This window comes from Bradyrhizobium iriomotense (assembly GCF_018129405.1).
In the GTDB taxonomy this organism is placed as follows: Bacteria; Pseudomonadota; Alphaproteobacteria; order Rhizobiales; family Xanthobacteraceae; genus Bradyrhizobium; species Bradyrhizobium iriomotense_B.
Map to the genome: position 1 here is coordinate 976,174 of NZ_JAFCLP010000001.1, position 21,412 is coordinate 997,585.

22 protein-coding genes are annotated in these 21,412 nt (G+C 64.4%); 10 read left to right on the forward strand and 12 right to left on the reverse strand.

Annotated features, from left to right (window positions below; all coding sequences use genetic code 11):
* Positions 1 to 87: 87 nt before the first annotated feature.
* Complete coding sequence (locus JQ592_RS04200; protein WP_211401635.1) at positions 88 to 495, reverse strand: RT0821/Lpp0805 family surface protein; 408 nt, start codon at positions 493 to 495, stop codon at positions 88 to 90.
* Between the two features lie 113 nt (positions 496 to 608).
* Between JQ592_RS04200 and pdxH the strand changes: the two genes are divergently transcribed.
* Both pdxH and JQ592_RS04210 read left to right on the forward strand, forming a co-directional pair.
* A complete protein-coding gene (gene pdxH / locus JQ592_RS04205) occupies positions 609 to 1,250 on the forward strand; it encodes a pyridoxamine 5'-phosphate oxidase (RefSeq protein WP_211401636.1) in 642 nt (213 codons plus the stop codon).
* A gap of 47 nt (positions 1,251 to 1,297) precedes the next feature.
* Positions 1,298 to 2,050: an SDR family NAD(P)-dependent oxidoreductase gene (locus JQ592_RS04210; RefSeq protein WP_211401637.1), complete on the forward strand. Its 753-nt coding sequence runs from the start codon at positions 1,298 to 1,300 to the stop codon at positions 2,048 to 2,050.
* A 209-nt stretch (positions 2,051 to 2,259) separates the two neighbouring features.
* Here JQ592_RS04210 and JQ592_RS04215 read toward each other — a convergent pair whose 3' ends face one another.
* Both JQ592_RS04215 and JQ592_RS04220 read right to left on the reverse strand, forming a co-directional pair.
* Entirely contained in the window at positions 2,260 to 2,493 is a 234-nt protein-coding gene (locus JQ592_RS04215; protein WP_211401638.1) for a hypothetical protein, read from the reverse strand.
* 205 nt (positions 2,494 to 2,698) lie between these two features.
* On the reverse strand, positions 2,699 to 3,676 hold the full coding sequence (locus tag JQ592_RS04220) for a magnesium transporter CorA family protein (protein WP_211401639.1): 978 nt from the start codon (positions 3,674 to 3,676) through the stop codon (positions 2,699 to 2,701).
* Between the two features lie 327 nt (positions 3,677 to 4,003).
* Here JQ592_RS04220 and JQ592_RS04225 point away from each other — a divergent pair, with 327 nt between their 5' ends.
* Positions 4,004 to 4,690 carry a L,D-transpeptidase gene (locus JQ592_RS04225; RefSeq protein WP_130370235.1) on the forward strand — a complete coding sequence of 229 codons (687 nt, stop codon included), beginning with the start codon at positions 4,004 to 4,006 and terminating at the stop codon, positions 4,688 to 4,690.
* 36 nt (positions 4,691 to 4,726) lie between these two features.
* Here the strand turns inward: JQ592_RS04225 and JQ592_RS04230 are convergent, their stop codons facing one another.
* Positions 4,727 to 5,809, reverse strand: a complete 1,083-nt coding sequence (locus tag JQ592_RS04230; protein WP_211401640.1) for an extensin family protein — start codon at positions 5,807 to 5,809, stop codon at positions 4,727 to 4,729.
* Positions 5,810 to 5,874: 65 nt separating this feature from the next.
* On the opposite strand from JQ592_RS04230, the gene JQ592_RS04235 reads away from it, so the two are divergent.
* Complete coding sequence (locus JQ592_RS04235) at positions 5,875 to 7,503, forward strand: fatty-acid--CoA ligase (protein ID WP_211401641.1); 1,629 nt, start codon at positions 5,875 to 5,877, stop codon at positions 7,501 to 7,503.
* Positions 7,504 to 7,711: 208 nt separating this feature from the next.
* On the forward strand, positions 7,712 to 8,566 hold the full coding sequence (locus JQ592_RS04240; RefSeq protein WP_211401642.1) for a DUF1499 domain-containing protein: 855 nt from the start codon (positions 7,712 to 7,714) through the stop codon (positions 8,564 to 8,566).
* Positions 8,567 to 8,659: 93 nt separating this feature from the next.
* On the opposite strand, the gene JQ592_RS04245 is transcribed toward JQ592_RS04240, so the two are convergent.
* The 4 genes from JQ592_RS04245 to JQ592_RS04260 form a co-directional block, all read right to left on the reverse strand.
* Positions 8,660 to 9,577 carry an MBL fold metallo-hydrolase gene (locus tag JQ592_RS04245; protein ID WP_211401643.1) on the reverse strand — a complete coding sequence of 306 codons (918 nt, stop codon included), beginning with the start codon at positions 9,575 to 9,577 and terminating at the stop codon, positions 8,660 to 8,662.
* A 163-nt stretch (positions 9,578 to 9,740) separates the two neighbouring features.
* Positions 9,741 to 10,955 (reverse strand): acyl-CoA dehydrogenase, encoded by a 1,215-nt coding sequence (locus JQ592_RS04250; RefSeq protein ID WP_028135001.1) that lies wholly within the window; start codon positions 10,953 to 10,955, stop codon positions 9,741 to 9,743.
* Between the two features lie 132 nt (positions 10,956 to 11,087).
* Positions 11,088 to 12,164, reverse strand: a complete 1,077-nt coding sequence (gene ribB, locus JQ592_RS04255; RefSeq protein WP_211401644.1) for a 3,4-dihydroxy-2-butanone-4-phosphate synthase — start codon at positions 12,162 to 12,164, stop codon at positions 11,088 to 11,090.
* 189 nt (positions 12,165 to 12,353) lie between these two features.
* Positions 12,354 to 14,084 carry a cation:proton antiporter gene (locus tag JQ592_RS04260; RefSeq protein ID WP_211401645.1) on the reverse strand — a complete coding sequence of 577 codons (1,731 nt, stop codon included), beginning with the start codon at positions 14,082 to 14,084 and terminating at the stop codon, positions 12,354 to 12,356.
* Positions 14,085 to 14,151: 67 nt separating this feature from the next.
* Here JQ592_RS04260 and JQ592_RS04265 point away from each other — a divergent pair, with 67 nt between their 5' ends.
* Positions 14,152 to 14,673, forward strand: a complete 522-nt coding sequence (locus tag JQ592_RS04265) for a DUF3124 domain-containing protein (protein ID WP_211401646.1) — start codon at positions 14,152 to 14,154, stop codon at positions 14,671 to 14,673.
* 82 nt (positions 14,674 to 14,755) lie between these two features.
* Positions 14,756 to 15,988 carry a PLP-dependent aminotransferase family protein gene (locus JQ592_RS04270; RefSeq protein WP_211401647.1) on the forward strand — a complete coding sequence of 411 codons (1,233 nt, stop codon included), beginning with the start codon at positions 14,756 to 14,758 and terminating at the stop codon, positions 15,986 to 15,988.
* Positions 15,989 to 15,998: 10 nt separating this feature from the next.
* Here the strand turns inward: JQ592_RS04270 and hpaD are convergent, their stop codons facing one another.
* Positions 15,999 to 16,853 (reverse strand): 3,4-dihydroxyphenylacetate 2,3-dioxygenase, encoded by an 855-nt coding sequence (hpaD, locus tag JQ592_RS04275; protein WP_211401648.1) that lies wholly within the window; start codon positions 16,851 to 16,853, stop codon positions 15,999 to 16,001.
* Positions 16,854 to 16,871: 18 nt separating this feature from the next.
* Positions 16,872 to 17,144 carry a helix-turn-helix domain-containing protein gene (locus tag JQ592_RS04280; RefSeq protein WP_018648688.1) on the reverse strand — a complete coding sequence of 91 codons (273 nt, stop codon included), beginning with the start codon at positions 17,142 to 17,144 and terminating at the stop codon, positions 16,872 to 16,874.
* Positions 17,145 to 17,301: 157 nt separating this feature from the next.
* On the opposite strand from JQ592_RS04280, the gene JQ592_RS04285 reads away from it, so the two are divergent.
* Together JQ592_RS04285 and JQ592_RS04290 are read left to right on the forward strand one after the other, a co-directional pair.
* Complete coding sequence (locus JQ592_RS04285; protein WP_211401649.1) at positions 17,302 to 17,754, forward strand: hypothetical protein; 453 nt, start codon at positions 17,302 to 17,304, stop codon at positions 17,752 to 17,754.
* A 153-nt stretch (positions 17,755 to 17,907) separates the two neighbouring features.
* Positions 17,908 to 18,138, forward strand: coding sequence for a hypothetical protein (locus JQ592_RS04290; RefSeq protein WP_211401650.1), 231 nt, complete (start codon positions 17,908 to 17,910; stop codon positions 18,136 to 18,138).
* A 210-nt stretch (positions 18,139 to 18,348) separates the two neighbouring features.
* Here the strand turns inward: JQ592_RS04290 and JQ592_RS04295 are convergent, their stop codons facing one another.
* Positions 18,349 to 19,167 (reverse strand): aldo/keto reductase, encoded by an 819-nt coding sequence (locus tag JQ592_RS04295; protein WP_211401651.1) that lies wholly within the window; start codon positions 19,165 to 19,167, stop codon positions 18,349 to 18,351.
* 257 nt (positions 19,168 to 19,424) lie between these two features.
* Here JQ592_RS04295 and JQ592_RS04300 point away from each other — a divergent pair, with 257 nt between their 5' ends.
* On the forward strand, positions 19,425 to 19,646 hold the full coding sequence (locus JQ592_RS04300; RefSeq protein ID WP_211401652.1) for a hypothetical protein: 222 nt from the start codon (positions 19,425 to 19,427) through the stop codon (positions 19,644 to 19,646).
* Here JQ592_RS04300 and JQ592_RS04305 read toward each other — a convergent pair.
* A complete protein-coding gene (locus JQ592_RS04305) occupies positions 19,643 to 21,217 on the reverse strand; it encodes an alkaline phosphatase D family protein (RefSeq protein ID WP_211401653.1) in 1,575 nt (524 codons plus the stop codon). The two genes, JQ592_RS04300 and JQ592_RS04305, sit on opposite strands and share 4 nt — an antisense overlap.
* Positions 21,218 to 21,412: the final 195 nt, after the last annotated feature.

Here is a 21,412-nt window from a genome sequence, read left to right on the forward strand (position 1 = left end):
TCGAATTGTCTAAAGGGCTCCCCGCCCCACCTGCGATCCATGTGGGGAGAGAGTGGCATTTTTGCAACTAGGGGCGCGCGCCGAATCCTAGCTCCGCCACGGCTTTAGCGTATGAATCTCCCAACGGCCACGACTGCTTTGGCAGCCGGCGCCCTGGAGCCAGCTTTCCGTGCTCCCGTTGACGTAGCTCGCCAGGAAATCGCGGCACTTGCGGCCGTCCTCGGCGGCATAGGACTGCGCGATCGGTGTCACCGATCCCCGCGCCCCTGTCTCCGGGTTCTCCCAGTGCTGGCTGGAATCCTTGTCGCCCTTGCTCAGCACGTCGGTGGCGGCGTTGCGGGCGAAAGCGAGATCGGTCTCCGTCGGCGCGGCGTCTTTCGCCGGCCGCACGATCGAGCCGGTGAGGTCGCTGTCCTCGGCCTTGGCATAGGCACTCTTGTCACCGCGGGAGAAGCTGCAGCCGCCGGCGCCCAGCCCGATCAGAATGATCGTCATGACAAGGCCGGACGGCCGGATCGCCGATAGGCCAACGCGTCCCCATGCCCTATATAGGGCGGTAGCGGACAACAACGCGTTTTGGGCCGCGGGACGCAATTCGGACTCCAGACATGACCGACACGACCTCGATGAAACACCAGACACCCTTAACATCCGGTGATTTCACCGCCGCCGACGAGCCTTTTGCGCTGTTCGAGGCCTGGCTGAACGAGGCGATCAAGAGCGAGCCGAACGATCCGAATGCCATGGCGCTCGCAACCGTCGATCCCGATGGGCTGCCCGATGTTCGCATGGTGCTGATGAAAGGCTTCGATACCGAGGGTTTTGTCTTCTACAGCCACATCGCCAGCCAGAAAGGCCGCGAACTCGCCGCAAATCCTAAGGCAGCGTTACTTTTTCACTGGAAGTCGCTGCGCCGTCAGGTCCGCATCCGCGGCAACGTTACGCCGGTGACCGACGCGGAGGCCGATGCCTATTTCGCGACGCGGCCGAAGCAAGCCCAGATCGGCGCCTGGGCGAGCAAGCAGTCCGAGCCGCTGGAGAGTCGCTTCGCCTTCGAGCAGGCCATCGCCAAGGTCGCGGCCAGATATGTCATCGGCGAGGTCCCGCGGCCGCCGGGCTGGAGCGGCTGGCGCATCGCGCCGCTCCGCATCGAGTTCTGGCACGACCGCCCATTCCGTCTGCACGACCGCATCGAATTTCGTCGTGACGCCGCCGGCCAGCCATGGTCCAAGACGCGGATGTATCCTTGAGCCTTGTGAGCCTCGTCTCTAGCTTTGAGCCGACCTGAAAGATGTCCATGCCGCATTCGTCCAACCTGCCGCGTCGTACGCTGCTCCTGACCGGGGCGAGCCGCGGCATTGGCCACGCCACCGTGATCCGCTTCTCCTCGGCGGGCTGGCGGGTCATCACCTGCTCGCGGCATCCGTTTCCTGAGGATTGCCCCTGGGATGCGGGACCAGAGGACCACATCCAGGTCGACCTCGGCGACCCCAAGGACACCGCGCGTGCCATCACGGAAATCCGCCGCCGCCTCGAAGGTGGCACGCTGCATGCGCTGGTCAACAACGCCGCGATCTCGCCGAAGGGCCCCGGCGGCTCGCGGCTCGGCTCGGTCGACACCGAGCTGGACACCTGGACGCATGTCTTCCACGTCAACTTCTTCGCGCCGATCATGATCGCGCGCGGACTGATCGATGAATTGAAGGCGGCCAAGGGTTCGGTCGTGAACGTCACCTCGATCGCGGGCTCGCGCGTGCATCCCTTCGCGGGCGCTGCCTATGCCACCTCGAAGGCAGCTCTCGCCGCGCTGACGCGCGAGATGGCTTCCGACTTCGGCCGCGTCGGCGTGCGCGTCAATGCGATCGCGCCCGGCGAGATCGACACATCGATCCTGTCGCCGGGTACCGAGAAGATCGTCGATCAGCAGATCCCGATGCACCGCCTCGGCACGCCCGACGAGGTCGCCAAGATCATCTATGTGCTGTGCACGGACACCAGTTCTTACGTCAACGGCGCCGAGATCCACATCAACGGCGGCCAGCACGTGTAAGCGTCACTGTCATTCCGGGGCGATGCGAAGCATCGAGCTATGGTGCGCAATTGCGCACCTGAGAATCTCGAGATTCCGGATTCGCCCTCAGGGCGCTCCGGAATGACGGGTGAACTGGAAATTTGAATTTGCCGCAGCTTGAGACGGAAGCAAGGCGATCCAGACAACGCCGCCGCAAGACCTGGATCGCCCGCCCTTCCTTCCGTTCCTCAATCGACTCGAATCCGACGCGACCGATCGCGCAGTCTTGGAGCTGAAGCACTTGGAGCTCCGGCATTGAAAGCGGTCGAGCAGTCGTCGTCGTTCTCGCCATCGAGCAGCGGAGCACCACAGTGCCGGCACAGGCGTGCCGACATCGACGACGCCTTGCCGCTCGCCAGGACCTGACGATAGTTCGCCAGATCGATGACGTTGCGGGGCGACGTTATGTGTTTTTCAACCATGGTTGTTCCTCGCGGCTACGCACTACTTATCGCAGACAAGTTTCGCGCAAACGTTCAGCCCACCGCTCAAATTTTACCGGAGGAATTGGGGCAGCAAATACGCATCACCGCGACGCCACAAACTCGCTCTATTCTGCGACACGATGCGCCGTGTCTCTGCGACCGGCGTAAGGTCTCGGTAGCTATTTTCCGAGAGCGGGAGCGATCACAGCCACTTCTTCCACTTGAAGATCCAGTACGGGACGATGGCGGCGATCAGCATCATCACCAGCGCCATCGGATAGCCGTGGACCCATTCGAGTTCCGGCATCGCCTTGAAGTTCATGCCGTAGACCGAGGCGATCAGCGTCGGCGGCATCAGGACAACGGCCATGACCGAAAACAGCTTGATGATGTTGTTCTGCTCGAGATTGACGACGCCGAGCATGGCGTCGAGCACGAAGGTGATCTTGTTGGAGAGATAGGAGGCGTGGTCGGTCAGCGAGGCCACGTCGCGCTGCATCGTCTTGAGCTGCTCGCGCATGTCCTTGGACCATTTCACGCCCTCGACCACAGCGGACAGGAACGTCACCACGCGGCCAATCGAGACCAGGCTCTCGCGAACCTTGGAGGTCAAGTCGCCCTTGCGGCCGATCGAGATCAGGATCTGGGAATATTGCTTGGCGTGGCCGTGGCGTTCGCTCTCGGGCTCGAAGATGTCGTGGCTGACCTGGTCGATCTCGGCGCCGCAGCGCTCCAGAATGTCGGCGCAGCGGTCGATCACGGCGTCCAGCAGTTCCATCAGCACCATCTCGCCGGTGATGGACGGCGTGCAGGAGCGGGCCAGCTTGGCCTCGACCAGCGCGAACGGCTTCGGCAGGTCGTAGCGCACCGTCACCAGGCGATGGTCGCCCAGGATGAAGGTCACTGCCGTGGTCCGGGGCATGTCGGTATCGGAGTGGCACATCAGCGTCGCGGTCATGTAGCGCGCGCCGTTCTCGATATAGAGGCGGCTGGAGATCTCGATCTCCTGCATGTCTTCCCGGGTCGGGATGGCGATGCCCGCAAGCCGCTCCACGGCCTTGTCCTCGGCGGCCGAGGGGTTGGAGAGGTCGATCCAGACCGCATTCTCCGGCAGCGCCGTGAGATCCTCGATGACCGCCTTCTTGAGCGAGGACTCGGAGGGAACAAACACCGAAAACATGACAACTCCAGAGACCCTGCGACAGAATGACAGCCTTTAGCGCGATTCTGGCAGGTTCACGATGACAACAACATTAACGGAGGGTTTGCATTTGTGGCGCTACTGTGGCGCAAAATCGACAGTCCGGACCCCCCCTTTGCCAAAAAACCCCCATAGCGTGGCAAAACTTGCGGCAGAAAAGCCACAGCTTGGCTCTCGCAGCGCGGGAAAAGGCCTTCAGCGCTGGAATTGTGGCAGATTTCAACGATAATGGGACCAACGGAGTCGAGGAACTTAGGCGGTAAGCTCAGGCCTTCCGCACGGTATTGTTTTGATTGGAACCAAACCATGTCGTCGCTGAAAGTTAAGTTGGGAATTTTGGCCGCGGGCCTGATGCTGTCGGGCTGCATGCAGGCCACGCATTTCGAGGCGACCGACACCAAGGCATTCAAGCCGAAGGACAAGGAACTCCTTGCCAAGGTTCGGTATGAGAACACCCCGGTTGCTGAGCCGTTCCGCCGCGCCATCGTCGAGTATCACCGCAAGGAATCGCCGGGCTCGATCGTGGTCGATTCCGACAATCACTACCTCTATTACGTGCTCGATGGCGGCAAGGCGATCCGCTACGGCATCACCGTCGGTGAAGAGGCCATGGCCTGGTCGGGCATTGCCAAGGTCGGCAGCATGACCGAGTGGCCGGCCTGGCACCCGACCCCGGGCGAGATTTCGCGCCTGGGCGTTCCGACCTATGTCGCCCCGGGTCCGGACAATCCGATGGGGTCCCGCGCGATGTATCTCTACTCGGGCGGCAAGGACACGCTGTTCCGCATCCACGGCACCAACCAGCCGGAATATATCGGCGCCTCGATCTCGTCGGGCTGCATCCGCCTGACCAACGAGGACGCGATCGACCTCTATAACCGGGTCAAAGTCGGCACCATCGTCGTGGTGCTCGAGCCCAAGCATGGCGACTCGCCCTACAATTCGCGGCTGGCGCTCGGCGGCAGCGGCACGGGCCAGGCGGGCAGCTACTGATCGCCTCCTGATCTCTGAAATCCAAAAGCGCCGGTCTTACCGGCGCTTTTTTGTTGCCGGCTTGTGCGGCTGAGCCTTCTTCACGGGTGTCGACTTGTCCTCAGGCGGAGAGGATTTCTCGGCCGCCTCGTCATCAGCCCCTTCCTTTGCCTCAGGCTTGGCCGCGACCTCGCGCGGCGGCGCCTCCTCGGGGCGCTCCGCCGGCAAGAGCGGGGCAACCTGCGGCAAGGGATCCCAGACATTCCACTGGCAGATCCGGTAGTCGTTGCGCCGCTGCGCGAGATCAAGGTGGATGTGGTCCTCGTGGTACCAGTCCGAGCCCGGCCCGAGCACGGTGGAGAAGCGTGTGCAGACCGAATGCAGCACGCGCTCGCGCACATCGCGCGAGATGGTGCGGTCGGTGAGGCCGATCGACTGCCCGTTGGCGAGCTTGATGGCGCGGACGTCGAGGGCGTTGGCCTTGCCGTGCTCGGACAGCATTGCACCAACGATGCGGTTGCGGCCCCGGCACTCGAAGCTGTCGAAATTGTCGAGATCGCTGATGGTCGAACCGAGGCTCGCGGCCAGCGGCACCATGTCCTTGCGCACCCAGTCCGCGATCGCGGAGGCCATGGTGCAGCGGAGGATCGCCGCCGGCTTCACCGTCACCTTGCGCTTGTCCGGCAGCACGATGGCCTCCAGCCGCACCAGGTCCTCGCCGCCGCAGGCGCCGGGGCCGCGGATATCGGGAATGGACGGCGCGACCGCGATGTCTTCGGTCAGCGCGAGGCGGCAGGCCGAGAGCTGCTTCTCCGGCGGCGGCGCAGCCTCGGCGGGCTTGGTATCACCCGGCTTGTCCGGGGACGGCTTGCCCTCCGCCTCCGGCGGGGCCTCGTCGGATGCTTTCGGGGCCTCCTCGGGGCGCGGTTTCGGGAGCGGGATCCTGGCGGAATGAACCCTCGCACGCGGCCGCGGTGCACCAAGACCAAAGATATCGAACGGCGCAGCATATTTTCGCGCCTCTGCCCGCTCCGTCAGCACAAGCGACAGCCCCAGCGCGACGGTAACCATTGCCGCACCGGCGGACATATAGCCGCGACAAGACCATTTGCGGCGAAAGTCCGGCAGGCTAAAATTCATGACAATTCTTTGGCCCAACGCTGAGAGCAAAAACGCGCCCAGCGACTTCTCGGAGGAACGTCGGAATGCTTGGTTTGATGCAAGACTGGCCCCTGCTCTGCCACCGGATCATCGAACACGCCGCCAGGATTCATGGCAAGCAGGAGGTGGTCACGCGATCGGTCGAGGGACCGATCCATCGCACCACCTACGGCGAAATCCACAAGCGCGCGCTCAAGGTCTCGCAGATGCTGGAGCGCGACGGCATCGAACTCGGCGACCGCGTTGCCACGATCGCCTGGAACACCTGGCGCCATCTCGAGGTGTGGTACGGCATCATGGGCATCGGCGCCATCTGCCATACCGTCAATCCCCGCCTTTTCCCCGAGCAGATCGCCTGGATCATCAACCATGCGCAGGACCGCATCGTGATGACCGACATCACCTTCGTTCCGGTCCTGGAGAAGATCGCCGACAAGCTGGAAAGCGTGGAGCGCTACATCGTGCTCACCGACAAGGCGCATATGCCGCAGACCACGCTCAAGAATGCGGTGGCCTACGAGGACTGGATTGCGCAGGCCGACGGCAAATTCAAATGGAAGGACTTTGACGAGAACACGGCGGCCGCGATGTGCTACACGTCGGGCACCACGGGCGATCCGAAGGGCGTGCTGTACTCGCATCGCTCCAACGTGCTGCACGCGCTGATGGCCAACAATGTCGACGCGCTCGGCACCAGCGCCTCCGAGGCGATGCTGCCGGTGGTGCCGCTGTTCCACGCCAACAGCTGGGGCATCGCCTTCTCCGCGCCCTCGCAGGGCACCAAGCTGGTCATGCCCGGCGCCAAGCTCGACGGCGCCTCGGTCTACGAGCTGCTCTCGACCGAGAAGGTGACGCACACCGCGGGCGTGCCCACGGTGTGGCTGATGCTGCTCCAGCACATGGCCGCCAACAATCTGAAGCTGCCGGACCTGAAGATGGTGATCTGCGGCGGCTCGGCGATGCCACGCTCGATGATCAAGGCCTTCCTCGACATGGGCTCGAACGTCCGCCACGCCTGGGGCATGACCGAGATGAGCCCGATCGGCAGCGTCGCGGCGCTGAAGCCGCCGTTCCAGAACGCAACCGGCGACGCCAAGCTCGACGTGCTGCAGATGCAGGGCTATGCCCCCTTCGGGGTGCAGATGAAGATCACCGACGATGCCGGCAAGGAGCTGCCCTGGGACGGCAAGACCTTTGGCCGGCTCAAGGTCTCCGGCCCCGCCGTCGCCAAGGCCTATTACCACGTCGACGCCAACATCCTCGACGAGGAAGGCTTCTTCGACACCGGCGACGTCTCGACCATCGACGAGGCCGGCTACATGCGGATCACCGACCGATCCAAGGACGTGATCAAGTCCGGCGGCGAGTGGATTTCCTCGATCGACCTCGAAAACCTCGCGGTCGGCCATCCCGCCGTGGCGGAAGCCGCCGTGATCGGCGTGTTCCACCCCAAATGGGACGAGCGGCCGCTCCTGATCGTGCAGCTCAAGCAGGGCCAGCAGGCCACGCGCGAGGACATCCTGAAGTTCATGGATGGCAAGATCGCCAAATGGTGGATGCCCGACGACGTCGCCTTCGTGGACGGCATCCCGCACACCGCCACCGGCAAGATCCTGAAGACGGCGCTGCGCGACCAATTTAGGGATTACCGCTTCCCGAACGCGGCGGCGTAGGCCGCCGCTCGAAAGTCATTCCGGGGCGATGCGAAGCATCGAACCCGGAATCTCGAGATTCCGGGTTCGGCTCTTTGAGCCGCCCCGGAATGACGGGCCGTAACAGTCCGGTCTCCCTTGAATTTGCCGCGGCTCCGTGGTCTCAACGGCCTATCGTCGCGCCAGATCGGCCGGCACCGCCTCCAAGACCCCGGCAGAGCTTCACCCGATGGCCCGCAGGTTTTCCGCTCCCTACCAGACGGAGCCCGTGTCCAGCCTCGCCAGCTGGGCGCGCAATCTCGCCGTGTTCGCGGTGGTGGCCGTATTGGTGTCGATCCTCGTCGTCCGCTTCGGCTTCCTGGAGCCGAAACCGGCGCTCGTCACCTTCTTCGGGGGCCTCGCGATCGCCGGGCTCTCGATCCTGTTCGGGCTCGCGGGCTTCGCCGCGATCTGGCAGAACGGCTCGCGCGGCATGGCGCGCATCCTGCTCGCGTTCCTGATCGACGGCGCGATCCTCGCCTACCCCGCCTATCTCGCCCTGCAATACCGCAAGCTGCCGGCGATCCACGACATCACCACCGACCCGATCGACCCGCCCCGCTTCGACGCATTGGCGCGTCTGCGCATCGGCGACGGCGCCAATACGGCCGTCTATGCCGGCCTCTATTCGGCCGAGCAGCAGCGCCATTTCTATCCCGATATCGAACCGATCGAGCTCGAGATCCCGGTCGATCGCGCCTATGCGATCGCGCTCCAGCTGGTCAACAAGCGCAAATGGCTCGTCATCGACGAGCGCGCGCCGCAGCCGCCGCGCCGCATCGGACGCATCGAGGCGGTGGCCCGCACGCCGATCATGGGCCTGCGCGAGGACATTTCCATCAGAGTCGTGTCCGACGGCGAGGATTCCCGCGTCGATATCCGTTCCGCCTCGCGTTATTTCGACAGCGATCTCGGCAGCAATGCCGCGCGTGTGAAGAAATTCACCGAGGATCTCAACGCCGCCGCCGATGCCGACGCGCTGAAGCCGGTGAAGAAGACCCCGGTGGCGCCCCCGAAGGCCCCGGCGAAGACGGTGAAGAAATGAAGACGGCGAATAGGGAGTAGCGAATAGCGAGTGGAAGGACAGACTATTCGCTACTCCCCATTCCCTATTCGCCACTCACCATTCGCCCCGCCCCTAGGCCATCCGGTACGTCCCGGTGATCACGGGATCGCCATCGGTTGCCACCACGCCGCGCGCGACGAGGTCTTCCAGATGCGCCAGCACGGAATAGCCGGCGGCCGTCGTCAGCCTGGGATCGATGCCGATATAGATCGCGCGCACCATGGTCGGGATGTCGGCCTCGCCCTTGGCGAGGCGGTGCAGGATCGAGGCCTCGCGGGCCTTGCGGTGGCGGATCAGGAAACGCACGAAGCGCGGGCCGTCCGGGATCTCGGGGCCGTGGCCGGAGAAGTAGAGATCCTCATCGCGCGCGGCGAGACGGTCCAGCGAGTCCATGTAGTCGATCATCGAGCCGTCGGGCGGCGCCACGATCGAGGTCGACCAGCCCATCACGTGGTCGCCGACGAAATTGAATTTCCGCTCCGGCCAGGCGAAGGCGAGGTGGTTGGCGGTGTGGCCGGGCGTCGCCACCGCCTCGAGGCGCCAGCCGGCCCCCTCGACGACGTCGCCATGGGCGATCGTGATGTCAGGCGCGAAATCGCGATCGACGCCGGATTCCGGATTGTGCTTCTCGCTCTCGAAGCGCGGGCGCGAGGCACGGTGCGGGCCTTCGGCATAGACCGGCGCGCCGGTCGCCTGCTTGATCCGCGCGGTGTTCGGCGAATGGTCGCGGTGGGTATGGCTGACGAAGATGTGGCTCACCGTCTCGCCGCGCACGGCCTCGAGCAGCGCCGCTGCGTGCGCCGCGTCGTCCGGGCCGGGATCGATGATCGCGACGTTGCCGGTGCCGACGATGTAGCTGACCGTGCCGGTGAAGGTGAAGGGGCTCGGATTATTACAGAGCACGCGCCGCACGCCGGGACGGACTTCCTCGACGACGCCAGGCTGAAGCGGAAAGTTGCGGTTGAACGGGACGTCGTCGTTGTCGGACATGGGACTTCCTGTAGCCGCACTCTCTGCCGTCATACCCCGCGAAGGCGGGGTATCCAGTACGCCGCGGCCGTTGAGACGAAGGCGAGGTCTCTGGGATACTGGATCGTCCGCCTTCGCGGACGATGACAGTTGAGCAAGACAATCGCCACGGTATTCCCGGCGCTCAGAAAAACGCCTGAATGCCCGTAATGGCGCGGCCGAGAATCAGGGCGTGGACGTCGTGGGTGCCCTCGTAGGTGTTGACCGTCTCGAGGTTATGGACGTGGCGCATCACGTGGTACTCGATCGAGATGCCGTTGCCGCCGTGCATGTCACGGGCGGTGCGGGCGATGTCGAGCGCCTTGCCGCAATTGTTGCGCTTCATGATCGAGATCATCTCGGGCGCGAACTTGCCCTCGTCCATCAGGCGGCCGACGCGAAGCGAGCCCTGCAGGCCGAGCGCGATCTCGGTCTCCATGTCGGCGAGCTTCTTCTGCACCAGCTGGGTCGCGGCGAGCGGCTTGCCGAACTGCTTGCGGTCGAGCGTGTACTGGCGGGCGCGGTGCATGCAGTCCTCGGCGGCGCCGAGCGCACCCCAGGAGATGCCGTAGCGGGCACGGTTGAGACAGCCGAACGGGCCCTTGAGGCCGGAGACGTTGGGCAAGAGCGCATCTTCGGGAACCACGACCCCGTCCATCACGACCTCGCCGGTGATGGAGGCGCGCAGTGAGAGCTTGCCGCCGATCTTCGGCGCGGAGAGGCCCTTCATGCCCTTCTCCAGCACGAAGCCGCGGATCTGGTTGTCGTGCGCCGCCGACTTGGCCCAGACCACGAACACGTCGGCGATCGGCGCATTCGAGATCCACATCTTGCTGCCGGTCAGGCGATAGCCGTCCGAGACCTTCTCGGCGCGGGTCTTCATGCCGGCCGGATCGGAGCCGGCGTCCGGCTCGGTCAGGCCGAAGCAGCCGACCCACTCGCCGCTGGCGAGCTTCGGCAGGTACTTCTTGCGCTGGTTCTCGTCGCCATAGGCATAGATCGGATACATCACCAGCGAGGACTGCACCGAGTTCATCGAGCGATAGCCGGAATCGACCCGCTCGATCTCGCGTGCGACGAGGCCATAGGCGACGTAGCTCGCATTGGCACAGCCATATTCCTCCGGCAGTGTGATGCCGATCAGGCCGAGCTCGCCCATCTCGTTGAAGATTTCGCGGTCGGTCTTCTCTTCCAGATAGGCCTTGGCGACGCGGGGCAGCAGCTTGTCCTGGGCATAGGCACGGGCGGTGTCGCGCACCATGCGCTCGTCTTCGGTCAGCTGTTCGTCGAGCAGGAACGGATCGTCCCACTGGAAAGAAGCCGCAGCCGGCTTGTCCTTGGCCTGAGGGCGCACGCTCATGAAACGTCCTTTCGCGTCTGGTTCCGTCTAGAAATTGCCCGACAAATTAAAGCGCCGCGGCAACAAGTGCAATTGCATCCTGGTTTCGGTCATTCCGGGTCGCGCAACGGCGCGAACCCGGAAACGACGCGGTCAGATTTCGAGCTGCTCGTTGGCGACGATCTCGATGCCGAAGCCCGACAGGCCCTTGTAGTCATGCACCGAGGAGGTGAGATGCCGGATCGAGGTGACCCCGAGATCGCGCAGGATCTGCGCCCCGACCCCGACCTCGCGCCACTGGCGGTTGCGGTCGGCCTCCGTCGAGGTCTCGTCCTCCAGCGGCGAGACGGGCACACCGGCCGCGCCGTCGCGCAGGTAGACCAGCACGCCGCGGCCGGTCTTCTTGAAATGCTCGAGCACGGCGGCCATGCGCTTGTGGCCGGTAAAGGTGTCCTTGACGATGTTCGGCTTGTGGAAGCGCGTCAGCACGTTCTTGCCGTCACCGACGCCGTTGTAGACGAAGGCGACGTGGGCGATGGAATCGAACGGCGAGCGGTAGGCATAGCCCTGTAACGGTCCGATCGGGCTGTCCGTGACGAAGGTCGAGACCCGCTCGATCAGTTTTTCGCGCGCCTGGCGGTAGGCGATCATGTCGGCGATGGTGACGTGCTTGAGCTTGTGCTGGGCCGCGAAGCGGGCGACCTGCTCGCCCTTCATCACGCTGCCGTCGTCGTTCATCAGCTCGCTGATGACGCCGACCGGCGGCAGGCCGGAAAGCTTGCAGAGATCGACGGCGGCCTCGGTATGGCCGGAGCGCAGCAGCACGCCGCCGTCCTTGGCGATCAGCGGGAAGATGTGGCCCGGCCGGGCGAAGTCATGGGCGCCGACATTGGGATTGGCGAGCGCGCGGCAGCACGAGGCACGCTCCTCGGCCGAGATGCCGGTGCCGCCGTCGGGCTTGTAGTCGATCGAGACCGTGAACGCGGTGGTGTGCGCGGAATCGTTGTGGGCGACCATCGGATCGAGCCGCAGGCGGCGGGCGTCCTCGGTGGTCACGGGGGCGCAGACGATGCCGGAGGTGTGGCGGATGATGAACGCCATCTTCTCGGCGGTGCAGAGCGAGGCGGCGACGATCAGATCGCCCTCGCCCTCGCGGTCTTCGTCGTCGGTGACGACGACGAGTTCGCCCCTGGCAAAGGCCTGCAAGACTTCCTGGATGGTATCGGGCATTTCCCAATCTCTGTCGGTTACGGGCCGGAGGCTTAGCCGGACGCCTTAGCTGGAGTTGGGCCGGGACGCTAGTGTCCTGGACGCAACCGCATATGCCCGGGGCAGGCCTGTCCAAGGGGTTTCAGGCTTGCACCGAAGATACCAGGGATATAGGTGCGCGGGCCCCGCAAGGAAGGTGGCCCAACGCCGTCAGGGCAACACCTCGCGGCGCTCGCCAAGCCGCAGATCGAGCTCGGCACGCTTGTCGGCGAGCAGGCCGGCCTGAGCGGCCTCGATCACGGTAAACAGCTCATGAGCATCGCTGAGCCGGGTCACGGTGACGTAGCTGGCGCCGGCCGCATAGAGCTCGCCCACATCCGACAACAGATCGGCCGTGGCAACGATCATGGCGGTCGGATTGAGGGTGCGGACGTGACGGACCAGCTTCTCATTGCTGGCGCCCTTCAGAAGCGCGTCCGGCACGCTGAGGATGATCATCTCGGACTTGCCGACGCCGGCATGGAGCAGCGTGTCGGCGCTGCTGATGTCGCCATAGATCACGTGCAGGCCGCGCGACAGCAGCGTCTGGTATACATTGGGGTTGAAATCAACCACCGTGATCTGCTCGAGCAGCACCGGTGCCTGCCGCTCGATCTCCGCCAGCAGTGCGCTCGCCGCGCGGAAAAAGCCGAGGATGACGATGCGGCGGGCCTCGCCATGACCGCCCTCGTGGCTCTCCTCGGCATGGCCGTTGCCGTGATCGAGATCGCGCAGGCCGATCCGCTTCAACGGACCGATCGCCCAGCGGGTGATCTCGTCACTGCGGGTCATCACGAAGGTCGAGAGCACCGCCAGCACCACGAAGGCGAAAGAGGCGGCATTCGCCGTCTCGGCGGCGATGTGGTTGTCGGTGACGCCGGTCTGAATCACCACCAGCGAGAATTCCGAGATCTGCGCGAGGTTGAGCGCCGGCAACAGGCTCGCGCGCAACCCCTGCTTCATCAGGTAGAGCGGGGTAAAGGTGGTGACGAGGCGGCTCACCACGGTGAAGGCCGCAATCATCAAGGCAAGCCCGATCACGGAGAGGCCGGGCACGGGAATGGTCATGCCGAGCGCAACGAAGAACAGCGTGATGAAGAAGTCCCGCAGCGTGGTGACCTTGGCGGTGACGTCGAGCGCGTAAGGAAAGGTCGAGAGCGAGACGCCGGCGATCAGCGCACCCATCTCGCGCGACAGCGACAGCCGCTCGGCGGTCTCGGCGACGAGAAAGCACCAGGCCAGCGCACCGAGCAGGATCAGCTCGGGACGGCGGGCGATCTGGTGGAACAGGCGCGGCAGCACATAACGGCTGACCAGGAGCGCGGCTGCGACCAGCACCGCGACACGGCCGATCGAGAGCAGGATGACGGTGACTTCCAGATTGGCCAGACTCGGCTGCACCGCCAGGAACAGGATCGCGAAGATGTCCTGCAGCACCAGGACGCCGAGCGTAATCCGCCCCGGCAGCGTGTCGAGCTCGCGCTTCTCATAGAGCACCTTGACGATGATCACCGTGCTCGACAGCGCGCAGGCGACGCAGAGATAGACCGCGTCGAAATGCCCGCCACCGAGCGACAGGCCGATGCCGACGAAGAACAGCACCCCGAGCACACAGCCGCCGAGGAGCTGGCCTCCCGCCGCGAACAGGATCACCTTTCCTGCCCGCACGATCTTCTTCAGGTCGATCTCCAGGCCGATCATGAACAGCATGAAGATCAGGCCGAGCTCGGAGATGACGCTGATCGATTCCTGCGACTTGACCCAGCCGGCACCGAATGGACCTATGCAGAAGCCGGCGATAAGGTAGGCCAGGATCAGCGGTTGCCGGAAGAAATGGGCGAGCAGGCCCAGCATCCAGGCAAACAGGATAGAGAGTGTGATGTCGCGAATGAGCTCATGCATGCCAAATTGGTCCGTTTCGCCGCACCCTAGTGGCAGAGTGCAACGCGGCAAGCGAGCAATTCGTCACATGCGGATCGTGCTCTCTGTGATAGCCCTGCTGGGCCTGTTCGTGTGTCCGGCCGCCGCACAATCCAAGGTCAATATCGAACAGACCTTTGCCGATTCGCTCACCGCGCTGCCGAAGGAGGAGCTCGCCGTGTCCGGCGGGTTCTACGTGCCGGCCTATTCCAGCGTCGCGATGAGCCAGGGCAAGCTGCGCGTCGACTTCTCGGTGACGTTGAGCGTGCACAACGCCTCCGAGACGCAAGCACTGGTCCTCAAACGCATCGCCTATTTCGACACCGCAGGCAAGCAGGTCGAGAGTTATCTGAAGGCGCCGGTGGCACTAAAACCCCTCGCCACCGTCTCCATCTTCATCCCGACCGACGACGTGCGCGGTGGCACCGGCGCCAATTTCATCGTCGACTGGGCTGCCACGAGCGACATCTCCGAGCCCGTGGTCGAAGCCTTGATGGTTGGCGGCGTCGCCAATGCGCATTACGCTTTCATCAGCCAGGGCCGTCCGACCCGGACGGCCGGTAAGAAATAGGCGGCCCACCCGGGCGGCTAGACGGAAAGCAGGCCGGCGCAACGCCAGCCGGCTCAACAAAAACAAGACGAGGAACGCTCCCATGACGTCCAGCTTCGATTTCGCTCCCCTGTTTCCCGCAGGGCTGCCGGCCCCGACTGCGCGCTGGACGGGCCTTGCCAAATACAGCTTTGTCGGCGGCAACAATGATTCCGAACAGGTACCGCTCGACGAGCTGATCGAAGCGACCAACACGGTGTTGCGGCGCGAGGGCCGCTCGCTCGCCACTTACGGGCTGGCGCACGGCCCGCAGGGCTACTTGCCCTTGCGCGAATTCCTGGTGACAAAGCTCAAGCGCGATGCCGGCATCAACTGCACCGTCGACGATCTCCTGATCGTTTCCGGCTCGCTGCAGGCGCTCGACCTCGTCAACAACACGCTGCTGACGCGCGGCGACACCGTGATCTTCGAGCAGGACAGCTATCAGGGCTCACTGACACGCCTGGCGCGGCTCGGCGTCAATGTCGTCGGCATTCCCCTCGACAGGGACGGCATGCGCATGGACGTGCTGGCGACGGCGCTGGCCGATCTGAAAAGCCGCGGCATCCGCCCGAAATACATCTACACCATCCCGACCGTGCAGAACCCGACCGGCAGCATCATGCCGGAGAGCCGCCGCGTCGAGCTGCTGCGGCTGTCCGCCGAATACGGCGTGCCCGTCTTCGAGGACGATTGCTATGCCGACCTGGTCTGGTCGGGTCAGCGGCCGCCGGCGATCTACGCGATGAGCCCTAATGGCGGGGTGATCCATATCGGCTCGTTCTCGAAATCGATCGCACCGGCGCTGCGCGTCGGCTTCATCGTCGCGCCCTGGGATGTGATGTCGCGGATGCTGTCACTGAAGACGGACGCCGGGTCCGGCGCGCTGGAGCAGATGGTGCTGGCGGCCTATTGCAAGCCGCATTTCTCGACCCACGTGCCGGCCTTGACGAAGGCGCTGCGCACCAAGCTCGACACGCTGATGGAAGCCCTGAACGAGCAGTTCGGCACGGCGGCCGAGTTCGAGGAGCCCAAGGGCGGCATCTTCCTATGGGTCAAGCTGCCCGACCAGGTCGATACGCTAAAACTCTATCAGGCTGCACTCGCCGCCGGCGTCTCGATCAATCCGGGGCCGGAATGGTCGACCAACAAGAGCCATTCGAGCTCGCGCCTGCGGCTGTGCTTTGCAAGCCCCACGCATCAGCAGATTCGCGAGGGCGTCGCCGTGCTGGCCGAGGTCTGCCGCAAGGAGTTCGGCGTGCCGTCTCGCAGCGCCAATGTGGAGAAGCGGGCCTGAGACCGACGCCTCATGAATCGACGTGAAATTCCACGTTGACCTGGCCGCTGCCCGAGGACGGAAAATAGTCGCAGAGCTGCTCAGCGGCACCGCGATAGTCGGACCAGCCGAGTGCTGCGAACAGCATGATGGTGTCCGCCATCCCGCCCTCGCCGTTGCATTTGATGGCGTAGTCGGGAAGCATGTCGAGGAATTCGCGGTAGCGGCGGGTCTGCCAAAGCTCGAGCACGCGCAAATCGACCTGGCGGTTGAACTCGCTGGCGACCGACGTCCACGCCTCCGGACCGAGCTTCTTGTTGGGCCACAGCCGGTGCGAGAGTGAACCGCTGGCGAGGATCGCGACCCGTTCCCCGGATTCGTCGATGGCGCGGCGGGTCGCTTCGCCGAGAACCCGGCTCTCCTCGAACGAGGTGAACAGGGGCGAGGCGACCGAGACGACCTTGGCAAAACCGTCCGGGTTCATGTAGTGCATCGGCACGATGGTGCCGTATTCGAGCCCGAGGCTCGCCACCTGGTGGGCGATGACGTTCAGACCGGCATCTTCGGCCCTGCGCGCGATCGCTTCAGCGAGCCTGGTATCGCCGGGCAGATCGTAGCGCAGGTCCTGGATCATCTGCGGCGCCTCGTGGCTGGTGAACGAGCCGTGATGCCGCGCGTTGGCGTTGATGTGATAGCCGAAATTCGAGAGCCAGTGGGTATCGAACACCACGAAGCTGGTGACGCCCCGCTCTTTCGCCCGCCGCCCAAGCTCGCGCAAAGAATCGACGGCAGCCTTGCGCGCGGCACGCAACGGGCTGCCGGGCTGCTCCGACAGCATCAATGATGGAACGTGGGTGACCTTGGCCGCGAGTACGAGCTGCCCCATGGCGGTCACCTCGCAGCGTCAGGCCGCCTGCGGCTGGCTGCTGTGGATGGCGGAGGCCAGCCGCAGCAACAGGACGATCGAGACGTTGCCCTTGCCGGCCTCGATCTGGGCGATGTAGCGCTCGGAAATCCCGGAGCGGCGGGCGAGCTCCCGGCGCGACAGGTCGCAGCGGGTGCGCGAGGACCTCAGGCGGTCGCCCAATTCGGCCAGAAACGCGGTCTCCGAATAGGGCGGCACGGCGCAGCTCCCCGGCAGCACTTCGCCCGCAAAATCCATGACTTGATTCAGCATTGGTGTATCCACGTTCGCCTTCGGAGCTGCTATCCTAGCCCCGCTACGGCCGGCCTCATTGACGCGGATCAAATTCGCGCGCGATCGGCAGCTGGCGTGGACGGCCGCGCCCGAGATGCTACAGTTTGGAATTCTTCGAGGCGGGGCTTTTCGGGACATGACGCGTTGTTTGAGCCGCTGGACCACGGCTGCATTGCTATGGGTTGCTTTCATACCTCTGGCGCGCGCGGAGACGCTTGCGGCGACTGTCGAGCAATGGGGCCTGCTCGGCTCATGGGCAGTCGATTGCGCGGTCCGGCCAGACCGCGACAAGGGTGCGCTGCTGACCTACGAGATCCGGAAGGACGGCCGGGTGATGTACCGGCGCAATTTCGGCGACGCCAGGGACGAGAACGAGGTGGTGTCCGCCACGGTCAACGCCGAAGGCCTGCTCAATGTGATGGTGTACTTCCCCTCGCTGCATCAGGCTCGCGAGTTCGGGCTGCTGCTGGACAAGGACGGCAGCCTGCGCGCGATCTACAATCGCAGCGAGCGCGGCGAGTACACGATCAGAGACGGCAAGTACGTCGCCACGGGCGCGCCGACGCCCGCGCAGCAGCGCTGCGACTAAGCATTCCGTTTGAGCATGATCTTTCGGAGAACCGCTCCACACTTTTCCGGATCATGCTCTGTCTGAACATCCGTTCAGAATTCTCCTGCGATTCCTCCGGAACGTTCACGCGAATGCACGGTTTAGATTGGCATTCGATTGGAGGAGGACATCATGAAGAGCCTTGGCTATGTGCTTGCGGCTGTCGGTGCGCTGGCGATCGCGGCGCCGACGCTGGCGAGTGCGGAGACGGTGGTGATCAAGCGTGGTCATCACCACGGCCCGTACGCCGCGCATGCCGAATACGGCATGCATCGCGACCACGGCTGGCATCGCGGCTGGCGTCATCATGGCGATCGGGTCGTGGTGATCAAGCGCAGCCATCGCCATCACCACTGGGACTAATGCGCAACGCAAACGTGGAAATGGCCCCTCGCGGGGCCATTTCTTTGCGTTCTTCCTTCTCCCCTGCGGGAGAAGGTGGCGCGTAGCGCCGGATGAGGGGTATCTCTCCACGAACTCACAAGAGTCATGCGCGGAGAGAGACCCCTCACCCGGCTTCGATGCTTCGCATCGAATCCAGCCTCTCCCACAAGGGGAGAGGGTGAAGAGCGACTAATCCCACGCCGGCGCAAAGCCCGGATTGACGCAGCGCCTGTCCTTCGCCAGCGCGGCGATCTTCTTGCGGTCGGCATCGTCGAGCGTGATCGTGAGCGCATCGAGATTGGCCTGCTGGCTCTCGCTGCGCGAGGCCTTCGGAATCGCGGCGACGCCGTCCTGGTCGAGCAGCCATTTCAGCGCGACTTGCGCGGCGGTCGCATTGTGTTTGGTGCCGATCTCTTCCAGCACGGGATCCGACGCGATACGCCCCTGCGCCAGCGGGCAATAGGCGACCAGCGGGATCGACCTGGGCTTGAGATAGGCCAGCACCTTCGATTGATCGAGCATCGCGTGATATTCGATCTGGTTGCAGGCGATCGGCGCCTTGATGTCCTCGACCGCGATCTTGAGCAGCGCGGTGGTGAAGTTGGCAACGCCGATGGCCCGCGTGCGTCCCTCCTCCTTCAGCTTCATCAAGGTCTCGAACACCGCGCCCCAGTTCGCGGACTTCGACGGCCAGTGCACGAGATAGAGATCGACATGATCTAGCCGCAGCTTCGTCAGGCTGGTATCGAAGGCACGGCGGATGGCGTCGGGGGCGAGGTTCTCGTGCCACACCTTCGTCGTAACGTGCAGCTCGCCGCGCGGCAGGCGGGCAGCGGCAAGCGCGGCGCCGATCGCCTCTTCGTTGGCGTACATCTCGGCGGTGTCGATGTGGCGGTAGCCGATCGCGAGCGCGCTCTCGACCGCCGCCCGGCAGGCATCGCCCTGCATGCGGAAGGTGCCGAGGCCGAGCTTGGGCATGCTGATGCCCTGTGTCTTCAGATGATCCATGAAACAGGCTCCTGACGTATTTCAGCCCGCCGAATGCGCGCAGCGATGCCGCGTGAGCAGACTCTTCAGTGATGGAAAAGAGATGGCAGGAGCGGACATTATAGCGCGCCGCCGGAGCAGGGCCAAATCAAGATCAGGTCAGCAAGATAGCCAGCGGGTATCGCCGCGACAGCCAAACGGCATTTCAGATCGGCTCCCTCTCCTGTCAGCATCTCACCATCGCGGTCATTCCGGCCGCACACAAGATGGAGACGATCATGAAGACGCTTTTGACGATGGCCATTTTGGCGGCTGCCGTTGCCGGCGCCGCCCCGGCGCATGCCGACGGCTTTGCCTATATGGGCTCGCCCAAGCAGGGCGAATTTTTCGTCCGGCAGACCACCGCGCCGCGCGCTCCGGACTGGATGAACGCACGCGCGGAGACCCCGCGACCCGCGACCCAGCCGGTGCGCGGCGGCATCGGCCTTCGTGCGCCTTAGGAATGCTGCGCCACCACGGCCGGACGCGCCTGCGGTTGCGGCACGATGTCGACCGACCAGAGGTCGCGGTTGTCGACATCCTTCAGGGTCACGGTCATGACGCTGCTCGCAGCGTCGATGTCGACGCGGCCAAAGAATTGCAGGCCGAAGCAGGGCGCGAGATTGTCGCCCTGCGCTGCGCTACAGCCATTCTGGTACATCGCGACCGGGCCAAATGTGTTGTCGAGCTCGCCGGGCCCCCAGGTGCCGGCATGCAGCGGGCCGGAGACAAATTCCCAGAACGGCTCAAAGTCCTGAAACTGCGCTTTGTTCGGATCGTAATAATGCGCGGCAGTGTAGTGCATGTCGGCGGTGAGCCAGACGATGTTGCGCACGCCCGCGCGCTTGATCGAGGCAAGCAGATCGGCGATCTCGTGCTCGCGTCGATCCGGCGCCCCATTGCCGAGCGCGACCGCGTCGAGGCTGACCAGGCCAATCGGCAGGTCGGCCGCAATCACCTTCCAGGTCGCGCGGGACGCGGCAAGCTCGCGCTTCAGCCAGGCGAGCTGCTCGGCGCCGAAAATCCAGCCGCGGTGATCCTCGCCCTTGTTCCAGCTGTCGTCGCGATAGCTGCGCATGTCGATCATGAAGACGTCGAGCAGCGGGCCGTAGGCGATCTTGCGATAGACCCGGCCCTGCCGCGCGCTGATGTCGCGGATCGGCATGAAGTCGAAGAAAGCGCGGCGGGCGCGCGCGACCAGGCGCGGGGTGCCGTCATCCTCAAAACCGGCATCGTCATAGCTACCGAACGGCGACCAGTCGTTGGTGACCTCGTGGTCGTCCCATTGCGCGAACATCGGCACCTGCGCGTGGAAGGCGCGAAAATGCTCGTCCAGATGGTTGTATTTGTAATTGCCGCGGAACTGCGCCAGCGTGTGCGCGACCTCGGCTTTTTCCTCGGTGACGATGTTGCGCCAGGTCTCGCCGTTCGGCAGCTTCTGCTCGGAAGGAATCGTGCAGTCGGCGTAGATATGATCGCCGGAATGGATGAAGAAATCAGGGCGATTGTCGCGCATGGTGCGATAGCTGCGAAAGCCGCCGCGCGCGACGTCGATGCCCCAGCCCTGCCCGGCGGTGTCGCCGGACCACAGAAACGAGATCGATTTTCCTGCGGCCGGCGCGGTGCGGAAATGGCCGACGCGGCTTTCACCGGCGATGCCGGTGGCGATGTCGTCGAAGCGGATGCGGTAGAAGATGTCCTGCCCGGGCGGCAGGTCGTTCAGCAGCAGTTTCGAGGTGAAATCTGCATCCGGCAGAGCGTCGCGCGCAGCCGACGCAATGATGGTCTTGAAGCTCTCTGTGGTCGAGCACTCCACGTGCATCCGTGCGGCCCGGTCCGCGCGCGCCCAGACCACGGCAGAGCCATCCGAGACGTCGCCGGACTGGATGCCGCCTGCGATCTGGGGGCGGTCGGCGGCGCGGCTGATGCGGGGCGTTGCGAGCGTGCCGAGCGAGGCGACGGCGAGGCTTGAAGTCGAGCGGACCAGGAATTGTCGCCGGGTCCATGCGCGCTGGGCGCGGAGCGTTGCCATTCAGGAGACCTTCGTCGAATCGCGACGGAAGGTGCCTGCGCTCCTTGACTCCACCCTGACGGTTTCTTGACTCCGCGCCTACGGTTTTGCGACGCGGGGATGACGTGCGATATGCAGCCGCGGCGACGGTCTGCTCCCTCGCCCCGCTTGCGGGGCCGCGACGAGCTTCGCTCGCGCTGAGAGGGTTGGGGTGAG

Bases quoted from the DNA above. Each gene is read 5' to 3' on its own strand.
- JQ592_RS04215 (WP_211401638.1), bottom strand. From the start codon at position 2,493: ATGGTTGAAAAACACATAACGTCGCCCCGCAACGTCATCGATCTGGCG.
- JQ592_RS04305 (WP_211401653.1), bottom strand. From the start codon at position 21,217: ATGGCAACGCTCCGCGCCCAGCGCGCATGGACCCGGCGACAATTCCTG.
- JQ592_RS04220 (WP_211401639.1), bottom strand. From the start codon at position 3,676: ATGTTTTCGGTGTTTGTTCCCTCCGAGTCCTCGCTCAAGAAGGCGGTC.
- hpaD (WP_211401648.1), bottom strand. From the start codon at position 16,853: ATGGGGCAGCTCGTACTCGCGGCCAAGGTCACCCACGTTCCATCATTG.
- JQ592_RS04270 (WP_211401647.1), top strand. From the start codon at position 14,756: ATGACGTCCAGCTTCGATTTCGCTCCCCTGTTTCCCGCAGGGCTGCCG.
- JQ592_RS04290 (WP_211401650.1), top strand. From the start codon at position 17,908: ATGAAGAGCCTTGGCTATGTGCTTGCGGCTGTCGGTGCGCTGGCGATC.
- JQ592_RS04260 (WP_211401645.1), bottom strand. From the start codon at position 14,084: ATGCATGAGCTCATTCGCGACATCACACTCTCTATCCTGTTTGCCTGG.
- JQ592_RS04245 (WP_211401643.1), bottom strand. From the start codon at position 9,577: ATGTCCGACAACGACGACGTCCCGTTCAACCGCAACTTTCCGCTTCAG.
- JQ592_RS04240 (WP_211401642.1), top strand. From the start codon at position 7,712: ATGGCCCGCAGGTTTTCCGCTCCCTACCAGACGGAGCCCGTGTCCAGC.
- JQ592_RS04265 (WP_211401646.1), top strand. From the start codon at position 14,152: ATGCGGATCGTGCTCTCTGTGATAGCCCTGCTGGGCCTGTTCGTGTGT.
- JQ592_RS04210 (WP_211401637.1), top strand. From the start codon at position 1,298: ATGCCGCATTCGTCCAACCTGCCGCGTCGTACGCTGCTCCTGACCGGG.
- JQ592_RS04280 (WP_018648688.1), bottom strand. From the start codon at position 17,144: ATGCTGAATCAAGTCATGGATTTTGCGGGCGAAGTGCTGCCGGGGAGC.
- JQ592_RS04230 (WP_211401640.1), bottom strand. From the start codon at position 5,809: ATGAATTTTAGCCTGCCGGACTTTCGCCGCAAATGGTCTTGTCGCGGC.
- JQ592_RS04285 (WP_211401649.1), top strand. From the start codon at position 17,302: ATGACGCGTTGTTTGAGCCGCTGGACCACGGCTGCATTGCTATGGGTT.
- JQ592_RS04225 (WP_130370235.1), top strand. From the start codon at position 4,004: ATGTCGTCGCTGAAAGTTAAGTTGGGAATTTTGGCCGCGGGCCTGATG.
- pdxH (WP_211401636.1), top strand. From the start codon at position 609: ATGACCGACACGACCTCGATGAAACACCAGACACCCTTAACATCCGGT.
- JQ592_RS04300 (WP_211401652.1), top strand. From the start codon at position 19,425: ATGAAGACGCTTTTGACGATGGCCATTTTGGCGGCTGCCGTTGCCGGC.
- JQ592_RS04295 (WP_211401651.1), bottom strand. From the start codon at position 19,167: ATGGATCATCTGAAGACACAGGGCATCAGCATGCCCAAGCTCGGCCTC.
- JQ592_RS04250 (WP_028135001.1), bottom strand. From the start codon at position 10,955: ATGAGCGTGCGCCCTCAGGCCAAGGACAAGCCGGCTGCGGCTTCTTTC.
- JQ592_RS04235 (WP_211401641.1), top strand. From the start codon at position 5,875: ATGCTTGGTTTGATGCAAGACTGGCCCCTGCTCTGCCACCGGATCATC.
- ribB (WP_211401644.1), bottom strand. From the start codon at position 12,164: ATGCCCGATACCATCCAGGAAGTCTTGCAGGCCTTTGCCAGGGGCGAA.
- JQ592_RS04200 (WP_211401635.1), bottom strand. From the start codon at position 495: ATGACGATCATTCTGATCGGGCTGGGCGCCGGCGGCTGCAGCTTCTCC.